Raw genomic sequence first — 9,592 nt, forward strand, 5'->3', positions numbered from 1 at the left:
CTCTGGCCGCGGCGCACGAACGCGGTAACGGTGCGGTAGAGCCACGCGTTCGGAACCGATCGCCGTTCTAGGATGAACAGATCCGCATTTTTTGCTTCACCGCCATGACCTCACAGAACACAAACTGCAATCCCCTTATCGACGCCGATCTCCAGTCCGCGAGCTTTCGTGAGACGCGGCGCGCGCATAGACTTGAGATCGTGGAAGATTACGTCGAGCTGATCGACGATCTGATCGCCGCGCGGGGCGAAGCGCGCCAGGTGGATATTGCCGAGCGTCTCGGTGTTGCGCAGCCAACGGTTGCAAAGATGCTGAAACGGCTGATGGTTCGCGCTCGGCATTTCGCCGGAGACGGCGCGCCGCGACGCTGAAGGCATCGAGCATCATGTGAGCGCCGAGACGCTCGAGGTGTTTCGTGACTTCACGGCTCGGCGGACGCCGTAAACGCTTGTATTTCATCTCCGGAGACTGAGACGGAGCGTGGCGCGTTCGAGGGCGAGCGTGGCTTACTCGCCGGATGCTCTGCAAGCGAAATCCAGAATACTATCGTCTTTGATATTTAAAACAAATCTAAGCCTGCGTTTGCTGGCGCAAGTTTGGGCATAACTTAGGTCAATGCAAAGCTTCGGCGAATTCAGAACTAAGGCATAACTGAGACGTCGACGGCTCGCGCAGAGGTTGTGCTGGCTTATTTTCCTTGGGGATTTTTATCTCCATTATGGCGCAGGTGTTTCATCCTGCTTGAATGGAAACCTGAAATTGCTAAAGTGCTTTTGAAGTTTTTGACAAAGTTTCTGCAAATCGTCACGAGCGCTTACCGAAATGTTCGATCTCCATAGCCATCTGCTGCCCGGAATCGACGATGGATCGCCCAATATGAGGGTCTCTTTCGAGATGGCGCGCGCCTATGTCGATCAGGGTGTCCTCTGTGTGGCCTGCACCCCGCACATTCTGCCCGGCCTCTATCACAACACCGGTCCTCAAATCCGCGAAGCGGCAGCTGCGCTGCAAACCAGTCTCGACGAGGCCGGAATACCGCTCCATATCGCCACCGGCGCAGACAACCATATCATTCCCGATTTCGTCGAAGGGCTGCAACGCGGGCATCTGCTAGCGCTCGACGATACGGCCTATGTCCTCGTCGAGCCGCCGCACCACGTCGCTCTCGCGCGTCTGGAAGACCTGTTTTTCAGCATTCTCGTCGCCGGTTACGTGCCGATCCTGACCCATCCCGAGCGATTAACCTGGATCGAAGGGAAATACGACGTCATCGAGCGGCTTTCGTCGCGCGGGGTCTGGATGCAGGTCACAGCCGGATCGCTTCTCGGGCGTTTCGGCCGCCGCCCGCGCTACTGGGCTCAGCGCATGCTCGAAGAAGGACGCGTGCATATCCTTGCAACGGACGCCCACAACAACGACTCCCGTCCGCCGGATCTCCTTAAGGGAAGGGAAGCCGCGGCGAAAATCGTTGGCGAAAAGGAAGCCCATCACTTGGTCGTCACACGTCCCCTGGGTGTCTTGAAAAACCTCCATGCTGGCGATTTGCCGGAACCGGAAGGAATTACGAGTGATGAGGTTCGTGGGGATGAAAGCTCTGTTCAGGCTTCTGGCACCGGTGATGGCCGCAGTCTTCGTGAGCGCGTGCGGCGTCTCCTCGCTTAGCGACGGATCGCCGGAAAAGATGTCGCTCGCAGGCACGCCTCCGGCTGCGGAATCCGCGGCGCCGAATACCGACGCAGCGAGCGGGGGGGCTACGGTGAGGGAGCCGGAGGCTACCGCTGCAATCAAGCAGGCCGCCCGCGCCTATAGTGCGATGAGCGATCCGAAGAGCAAATCCTACAAGGTCGGACCGCTCGACGTTCTTGACATCACGGTCTTCAAGGTTCCGGACTTGTCGAAGACGGTGCAGGTTTCCGAGGCTGGGACGATCAACTATCCGCTCGTGGGCGAGATGCAAGCGGGTGGCCGCTCCGCGCGCGAGATCGAGCAAGACCTGACGACACTTCTCGGTGCGAAATATCTTCAGAAGCCGCAGATCACCGTTTTCGTGAAAGAGTACAATAGTCAGCGCGTCACCGTGGAGGGCGCGGTGAAAAAGCCGGGCGTCGTGCCGATGGTCGGCGGTCTGTCTCTGGTGCAGGCCGTGGCTCAGGCTGGCGGCTCGGATGAAGCGGCCGACTCAACGGCTGTCGTGTTCCGCACGACCAACGACAAGCGATCCGCCATCCGCTACGATATGGCGAAAATCCGCGACGGGGGCGCTGAAGACCCGCTCTTGCAGTCGGGCGATGTCGTCATCGTGCCGACTTCGAGCATGAAGCAGGGCTTCAACATTTTCGTCAAGATGCTCCCGCTCGCCACTGTGGTCTCATTCCTCTAATGCCGTTCTTCAAGTTCCGAGCCGAACCGATCAGGGTGATTTGACCGGTCGGCTCGTCTCTCGATAAGCCTTGGCAATTGGGGGCTTATTTTTCGTCGGGGCATGGAGGTTCGCAAAGCGTTGCAGGGGGAAGGCTCGGGTTTCTGGCGGTTGGCCGGAAAAAGCCGGTTCCGAGGGCATCGAGAAATTTAATGCGAATAGCGGGGACAAGCTGAGTGTGAAGTGGAAAACATGCGTGCTTAGATTGCAGTTCGTGATCAAGACAATTAAGCAGATCGTGTTAACTGTCGCGCTTTCGTTCTATCGAGTTGGTCGGATATCAATGATTTTCCCCCATCGCAAATATCGGCCCAGCGGGGACCGGCTCGATGCTTGCCAACCTCGGTCGACGACCGCCCGATGCTCTTGCGCTCGCTCGCGCCATCGAAAGCCGGGCCGCTGCATCACAGTGGGCTTTCATTCGAAATCGCGCGGTCACCGACACCCTTGGGCGGGGGCGTCCGCTACGCCCCTTGCTCAACCGAAATCGTATGCAAACTCAACGATCCGTGGAGAGAACATGACCTCTTGGATGCATAAAGTCGCGCTTTTCGCAGGGGCTGCAGCGCTGACGCTGACCGTTTCTGTCCCGGCGTCTGCTGAAGACGCCGCTCCCGCCCCGGCGTCTGCGGAAGCCGCTGCTCCCGTTCCGGCCATCGCGCCGGAACTTGCGGAGCGTATGGCCAAGGAAAAAGAAGACCGCAAGGCATGCAAGCTCGAAATCTGCAAAGCGTTCGCGGAAGCGAAGAGCGGCGCGCCGATTTCTTGCAACGTCACCAAGACATGGCTCGGCTCCGACATTCAGGCAGGCTATCTGGGAGACAAGCTGACATGGCCTTGGGGTCATGCGCTGTGTTCGGCGCACATCGATCTCGACCGCGACGCCATTGCCGAGGTTGCGTCGAAGCCTTCGGGTACGCTGAAGCTGAAGAAGCACGACATCACCTGTAAACTCGACAATAAGAACCCCGCTGAAGGCAGCGCCTACGACGTCAAACTGTCGATCGAGCCTGTGGTTACCTTCGAGAACGGCCGGGCGACCAAGGCAGAGCTGAACTGGGGCACAATCGAGGCGCCTCTTCTTGCCAAGACGGCGATATGGTCAGCGACTGCGGTCGACGCGAACTTCAGCGTAATCGCGAACGGCGTCGTGAAGGAGATCAACGCTTTTCTTGGCGTCAAGTGCAAGGAAGAAGGCTTCGACATCGCTGCCGCTCGATAAGCGTTTTCGCTGTCAGCATGGGCTTTCCGCACCCGTCGCTGAGAGACCCATGCATTTTTTGCCCTGTTTCCGGCGGCTGCTCCGATCGCTCACGCAGGATGCAGCGCAACCTTTTCGCGACGCACCGGTTCAGCCGCCGGGGCCTTTACGGTGCTTGCGAACAAAAAATCGCGCACCGCCCCAATCTGTTCATCCGCCATAAGCCACGGCGCGTGTCCGATGCCCTCGAACTCCACGATTTTCGCGCGAGGTCCGCGCCGCATCATGTCATCGGCGATCTTCCCGAGCAAAAGGTCGCTTTCCGCGCCGCGCAGCACCAGCGTCGGGCAACGGATCGCTTCATAAGTCGGCCAGAGATCGACACCGGCGAGAAACTCGCTACCGAAGGCGACGCCCGTAACGCCGCCCGAGCGCATATGCGTGATGATCGCAGGATCGAAGGCGAGGACGTAGGAACCGTCACGCTGTTCGATGGCGCTGTTGGTCGTCACCTTCCGCCACTGTGTTTCGGTGAGCGGGCCGAATGAAGCGCACGTCTCGCGCAGATGGAACTCGACATCTTCGAGACACGAAAAGGAGCGGCCGAGCCCGGTCTGCGCCTTCTTCATGCGCATGAGAGCGGGCCAGGGCACGAGCGGCCCGACATCGTTCAGGATCAGGCGGCGGATCGGCGAATTCCGACGAGCGGCGAGCATCATGCCGATGAGGCCGCCCATCGACGTGCCGATCCAGTCGATATGGCGCTTCGGCTTGGGCTGGGTGCGCCTGAAAACGCGTTTGAGGCCGGTTGGCGGTGGAGGGGGCGCGGTTACGCGGGCGAGAAGCGCCGCCGCGTCGGTGAGGTAGAGCGAAAAGGAATAGTCGTTTTTCTTCGGCAGCCATTCGCTTCGCCCGCGCCCGGCGACGTCCATGCAAACGACGTGGCACTCCTCGGCGAGGCTTTCCGCGAGAACGTCGAAGTCGCGGCTGTTGCGCGTGTAGCCATGCACGCAGAAAACGAGACGAGGGCTTTGCGGGTCGCCCCATTCGGTATAGGCCACCTCGTGGAAGCCGTTCGGACCGAGGCTTTGAAAGCTGCCGAGACGCGGTTTCTCTGACATCAAATTCCACTTCCGGCGCGCGAGGCGCCATGCTTGAGCAGGATAGCGGCTCATTGTGCAGCGCACAATCGCAGCGGGATGAGACGCAACGAAGGCAGAGTGCTTGCCGAGAATCACTTCGGCATAAACTAACCCCGCCTGTGGGCCTTCGCGAGACTTGCGTGGCCTTTTCAACACCACGAAAGAGAATTGGGGACGAGGCGCATGGCTGCTGCCCGGACACTTTTCGACCGCCTCGGTCAGGGCGACGATGGACAGGAGAGGCTAGTGGTTCCGGTCCGGCATCTACATCCGTTTGCAGCACCCCTCGCGGGCAAATGTCTTAAGCGCAACGACCACTAGGAAGTGTGGACATTTATCGGATCCACAAGATGGTTGCGGCGAGAGCGATCATGGAGCGGTAGTTTCGGGCGGTCTTCTCATATCTCGTAGCGATGCGTCGAAACTGTTTGAGCTTCGAGAAGCAGCATTCGATCAGGTGATGCTGGGCATAGAGATGTTTGTCCAGCGGATGTTTTCTTGCGCGCGAGGGATTGTTGGGGATGACCGCCACGGCGCCTTTTTCGGCGATGGCGTTGCGCAGACGATCGCTGTCGTAAGCCGTATCGGCCATGACAATGTCGGCAGGCAGTCCTTCGATCAGAGGCGCTGCCTGCGGCGCATCACCTTTCTGGCCTGCCGTGAGCGTGAAGCGGACAGGGCAGCCGAGACCGCGGACAGCCATGTGGATTTTGGTGCTCAGGCCGCCACGCGAACGGCCAAGGGCTTGATGGGGATGGGCCTGATCTTCAGCCCCTTTTTTGCGCCGGCGGCGTGCTGGTGGGCGCGGACGATGGTCGAGTCCACGATCAGATATTCAAAGTCCGGATCGTCGGACATCGCCTCGAACATGCGCCACCAGACACCCTTCCGGCTCCAGCGGCTGAAGCGGCGGAACGCGCTGTTCCACGCGCCGAACACCTCGGGCAGATCGCGCCAGGGCGAGCCCGTGCGCACGATCCAAAGCACCCCTTCCACGAACATGCGATTGTCGCGGCCGGACGAACCACGCGTACGCTCATCGCCGATGATATGCGGCGAAATCCGCTTCCATTGATCGTCTCGAAGAACCAGACGGTCCAGAACACCCATGGCTGCCTCCCAAATGACAGCCTTGAATCTGATTTGCATTCCCTTGGGAATCCCAAGAGTCCACACTTCCTAGGGTGTAGCCCGCAGAAAAACCAAAAAGCTTTCCGGTCACAACCTGTAAAACGGGATCTGTGGTCGGGTTGAAGTGAGACGGATATATTCAACTAGCTCCCAGAGTGCGTTGGTGCAACCCGAAAAACCTTTTGCAGCAGCCTGCTAGTGGAGCTTTTGAATTTGAGCGAGAACTCGCGACAGCCGGGACTCAAATGTCAAATTCGCTCCACTGGTTGGCCTAGCCCCGGGCTGCTAATGCGGCGCGACCGCCTTTCGCGCAGCGTCGGTTGCGTTTGCATCGCGTGCGCGGTAATGCGGGGCTTAAGCAACGCCGATACTGCCCCGGAGTTTTGCATTTGATCCCGTTCCCCCGCCGTTTCGAGACGCTGCCGCCTCACGCCCGGCAGTGGCTGATGCTCGCGCTTTTTTCGGCGGCGTTCGCGGCGCTGCTCGACCTCGTGGGTATTCCGGCGGCGGTGTTCCTCGGGCCGATGGCGGCTGGCGTGGTGCTCGGCGTCAAGGGCGCGACGATCCGCGTGGCGCATGTTCCCTATATCGGCGCGCAGGCGTTGATGGGGCTTTTCATTGCGAGCGCGATCACGCCGTCGATCCTTCAATCCTTCGCGAAGGAATGGCCGATCATCCTCGGTGTCGTATTTTCGATCATCGTCGCGTCGAGCCTTCTCGGCTGGGCGATGAGCCGCTGGCGCGCCATGCCGGGGACGACGAGCATCTGGGGATCGTGGCCGGGCGCGGCGGGCGCAATGGTTATCATGGCGGGCGAGTTTGGGGCGGACGCTCGGCTCGTGGCCTTCATGCAATATTTCCGCGTAGCCTGCGTGGCGAGCCTCGCCTCCGTGGTGGCGACGTTCTGGGCGCATTCGACCGGCGTCCCGCACCCGGACATCGCATGGTTCCCGGCCGTAAACGAACGCGCCTTCGCCGTGACGCTGCTGCTAGCGGGCATTTGCGCCGTTCTCGGCCGCGCCTCTCATTTTCCCTCGGGCGCGATGCTGCTGGCGCTCCTCGCCGGTTCCGCGCTCAACCTCGCCGGGCTCGTCCATATCGAACTGCCGAAGTGGCTGATGGCGGCGACCTACGCGCTGCTCGGGTGGAATGTCGGCCTGTGCTTCACGCCGGACATCCTCGCGCATGCCTTCCGCGCGCTGCCGAAGATCGTGCTATCGGTCGCATCGCTGATCGCGTTTTCCGCCGTGCTCGCCTGGCTTCTCACCGAAACGCTCGGCATCGACCCGCTGACCGCCTATCTCGCGACAAGCCCCGGCGGCATGGACTCGGTCGCGATCATTGCCGCGTCAACAAATGTGGATGTGCCCTTTGTCATGGCGCTGCAAACGATTCGTTTCCTCATCATCATCATGATCGGGCCGCCGCTCGCGCGCCTTGTCGCGCGACATATGGAGGTCAGCGGGCGCTATGGCTGAGACGGAAAAACAGGCTGCTATTATCGGCGGCGGGCCGGCTGGGCTGATGGCCGCCGAGGTGCTGGCTGGCGCGGGCATCGCCGTGACGGTCTATGACGCGATGCCGAGCGTCGGGCGCAAGTTCCTGCTCGCGGGGCGCGGCGGGCTTAATCTCACGCATAGCGAGGAGCTTCCGCACTTCCTTTCGCGCTACGGCGCGGCGGAGCCGCATCTCCGGGCCGCGATCGAGGCGTTTCCCCCGTCCGCGCTCATCGCGTGGTGCGAGGCGCTGGGGCAGGAAACGTTCGTCGGCACGAGCGGGCGCGTATTTCCGAAGGCGATGAAAGCGTCGCCGCTGTTGCGCGCTTGGCTAGGGCGGCTGCGCGGTCTTGGCGTCGCGTTCCGGCAGCGCCATCGCTGGCGGGGCTGGGACGAGGCGGGCGCGCTCCTGTTCGACACGCCGAACGGCCGCGTGACCGTTCGCGCCGACGCGGCGATCTTCGCGCTCGGCGGCGCAAGCTGGCCGCGCCTCGGTTCCGATGGCGGCTGGGTTCCGATTTTTCAGCGTGAGGGCATCAAGGTCGCGCCGCTGAAACCGTCGAACTGTGGCTTCGCGGTCGATTTCTCGGACATCTTCCACGCGCGTTTCGAGGGTGAGCCGCTAAAGGGCGTGGCGTTTTCGTTCGAAGGGCGGAGCGTGCGCGGCGACGCCACCATCACGAAGGCGGGCATCGAGGGCGGCGCGATCTATGCGCTGTCGGCGTCCTTGCGCGACGCCTTGGAGCGCGAGGGGGCTGCCGACCTGATTATCGACCTTCGTCCGGGGATCGAAGCCGAGGCCCTTGAAGCGGCGCTGTCGAGGCCGCGCGGCAAGCAGACGCTGTCGGCACATTTGCGCAAGGCGGCGAAGCTCGCGCCCGTCGCCATCGGCCTTCTCTATGAAGAAGCCGTGCGCGGCGGGGCACCCCTCGCCGATCTCGACGCGGCCGAGCTTGTGCGCCTCATCAAGGGCGTTCGCGTGCCGCTCACAGCGCCCGCACCCATCGAGCGCGCCATCTCGTCGGCTGGCGGCGTGCCTTTCGAGGAACTCGACGACTTCATGCTTCGGAAGAAGCAGGGCGTCTTCGTCGCGGGCGAAATGCTCGACTACGAAGCGCCGACCGGCGGCTATCTGTTGCAAGCGGCGTTCTCGACCGGAGCAGCGGCGGCGCATGGCGCGCTCGCCTTCGTCTCCCGCACCTGACGGAACATCGCGGCTTCCGCGCCCTTGTTATCGCAAGAATAAGGGAGTTATGCCGTGAAGCCGATCAGGACGATTTTCGCCATGAGCCTTGCCGCCATCGCGCTCTCCGCCTGCGAGAGCCAGACCGCTACGCCCGTCTCGGAAGGGATGGGGCCTAATCCGAAGCTCCCGCCGCCGACGGAATCAACGCTTCCGACCGTCAATATCGCCGTCGCGCGAGGCTGGGGCGAGGGGCAGAAACCGAAGCCCGCCGAGGGGCTTCAAGTGGCGGCGTTGGCGAAAAACCTCGATCATCCGCGCTGGCTCTATGTGCTGCCGAACGGCGACGTGCTTGTGGCTGAAAGCGACGCGCCACCCAAGGAGGCCAAGGGCTTTCGCGACTGGGTGCAGGGCAAGGTCATGAAGATGGCGGGCTCTAACAGGGGTAGCGCGAACCGCATCACGCTCCTGCGCGGCGTCGGCCCGAACGGCGAGGCGCAGACGCGCGAGGTGTTTCTCGAAAACCTGTTCTCGCCCTTCGGCATGGCGCTGATTGGCGACACGTTTTACGTCGCCAACGCAAATTCGATCATGAAATATCCCTATCAGGAAGGGCAGACGAAGATCACGGTCGCGGGCGAAAAGCTGACCGACCTTCCGGGTGAGATGAACCACCACTGGACGAAGAATATCGTCGCGAGCAAGGACGGCACGAAGCTTTTTGTCGCCATCGGCTCGAACAGCAATATCGGCGAAAATGGCATGGAGCTTGAGAAGGATCGCGCGATGATCTGGGAGGTTGACGTCGCGACCGGCCAGCATCGCGTGTTCGCAAGCGGCATCCGCAATCCGGTCGGCATGGCCATCGAGCCGCAGACGGGCGTGCTGTGGGCGGCGGTGAACGAACGCGACGAACTCGGCAGCGAGCTTCCGCCTGATTATCTGACGAGCGTCAAGGAGGGCGGCTTCTACGGTTGGCCATATTCCTACTGGGGTCAGCATGTCGATACGCGCGTGCAA

8 protein-coding genes and 1 pseudogene are annotated in these 9,592 nt (G+C 61.6%); 7 read left to right on the forward strand and 2 right to left on the reverse strand.

The annotated features are described in order from the left end of the window. The first annotated feature begins 104 nt into the window (after positions 1 to 104). The 4 genes and pseudogenes from T281_RS02125 (at position 105) to T281_RS02140 (ending at position 3,641) form a co-directional block, all read left to right on the forward strand. Positions 105 to 444: pseudogene (locus T281_RS02125) on the forward strand (manganese-binding transcriptional regulator MntR). A 378-nt stretch (positions 445 to 822) separates the two neighbouring features. Then, entirely contained in the window at positions 823 to 1,662 is an 840-nt protein-coding gene (locus tag T281_RS02130; RefSeq protein WP_037233397.1) for a tyrosine-protein phosphatase, read from the forward strand. Then, positions 1,586 to 2,380 (forward strand): polysaccharide biosynthesis/export family protein, encoded by a 795-nt coding sequence (locus tag T281_RS02135; RefSeq protein ID WP_245269129.1) that lies wholly within the window; start codon positions 1,586 to 1,588, stop codon positions 2,378 to 2,380. Before T281_RS02130 ends, T281_RS02135 begins: the two co-directional genes overlap by 77 nt. 559 nt (positions 2,381 to 2,939) lie before the next feature. Next, positions 2,940 to 3,641, forward strand: coding sequence for a hypothetical protein (locus T281_RS02140; protein WP_155955004.1), 702 nt, complete (start codon positions 2,940 to 2,942; stop codon positions 3,639 to 3,641). An 89-nt stretch (positions 3,642 to 3,730) separates the two neighbouring features. On the opposite strand, the gene T281_RS02145 is transcribed toward T281_RS02140, so the two are convergent. Together T281_RS02145 and T281_RS18095 are read right to left on the reverse strand one after the other, a co-directional pair. Continuing rightward, positions 3,731 to 4,741, reverse strand: coding sequence for an alpha/beta fold hydrolase (locus tag T281_RS02145; protein ID WP_081796533.1), 1,011 nt, complete (start codon positions 4,739 to 4,741; stop codon positions 3,731 to 3,733). A gap of 355 nt (positions 4,742 to 5,096) precedes the next feature. Continuing rightward, positions 5,097 to 5,872 (reverse strand): IS5 family transposase gene (locus T281_RS18095; protein WP_155955006.1). Its coding sequence is split into 2 segments (ribosomal slippage): positions 5,097 to 5,545 and positions 5,545 to 5,872, totalling 777 coding nucleotides; the frame shifts between segments, so codons are not numbered across the junction. 410 nt (positions 5,873 to 6,282) lie between these two features. Here T281_RS18095 and T281_RS02160 point away from each other — a divergent pair. The 3 genes from T281_RS02160 to T281_RS02170 all read left to right on the forward strand — a co-directional run. Beyond that, positions 6,283 to 7,371 (forward strand): AbrB family transcriptional regulator, encoded by a 1,089-nt coding sequence (locus tag T281_RS02160; RefSeq protein ID WP_052036925.1) that lies wholly within the window; start codon positions 6,283 to 6,285, stop codon positions 7,369 to 7,371. Then, on the forward strand, positions 7,364 to 8,593 hold the full coding sequence (locus T281_RS02165) for a BaiN/RdsA family NAD(P)/FAD-dependent oxidoreductase (protein WP_037233404.1): 1,230 nt from the start codon (positions 7,364 to 7,366) through the stop codon (positions 8,591 to 8,593). The genes T281_RS02160 and T281_RS02165 overlap by 8 nt, the downstream gene beginning before the upstream one ends. 54 nt (positions 8,594 to 8,647) lie before the next feature. Next, positions 8,648 to 9,592 (forward strand): PQQ-dependent sugar dehydrogenase (locus tag T281_RS02170; RefSeq protein ID WP_052036926.1); only part of this gene is annotated, 945 nt, incomplete at its 3' end.

Origin of the sequence: Rhodomicrobium udaipurense JA643 (assembly GCF_000636015.1) — a bacterium.
GTDB lineage: Bacteria > Pseudomonadota > Alphaproteobacteria > Rhizobiales > Rhodomicrobiaceae > Rhodomicrobium > Rhodomicrobium udaipurense.

Excerpts from the sequence above, each read along its gene's own strand:
- T281_RS02130 (WP_037233397.1), top strand. The coding sequence starts at position 823 with ATGTTCGATCTCCATAGCCATCTGCTGCCCGGAATCGACGATGGATCG.
- T281_RS02135 (WP_245269129.1), top strand. The coding sequence starts at position 1,586 with ATGAAAGCTCTGTTCAGGCTTCTGGCACCGGTGATGGCCGCAGTCTTC.
- T281_RS02140 (WP_155955004.1), top strand. The coding sequence starts at position 2,940 with ATGACCTCTTGGATGCATAAAGTCGCGCTTTTCGCAGGGGCTGCAGCG.
- T281_RS02145 (WP_081796533.1), bottom strand. The coding sequence starts at position 4,741 with ATGTCAGAGAAACCGCGTCTCGGCAGCTTTCAAAGCCTCGGTCCGAAC.
- T281_RS02165 (WP_037233404.1), top strand. The coding sequence starts at position 7,364 with ATGGCTGAGACGGAAAAACAGGCTGCTATTATCGGCGGCGGGCCGGCT.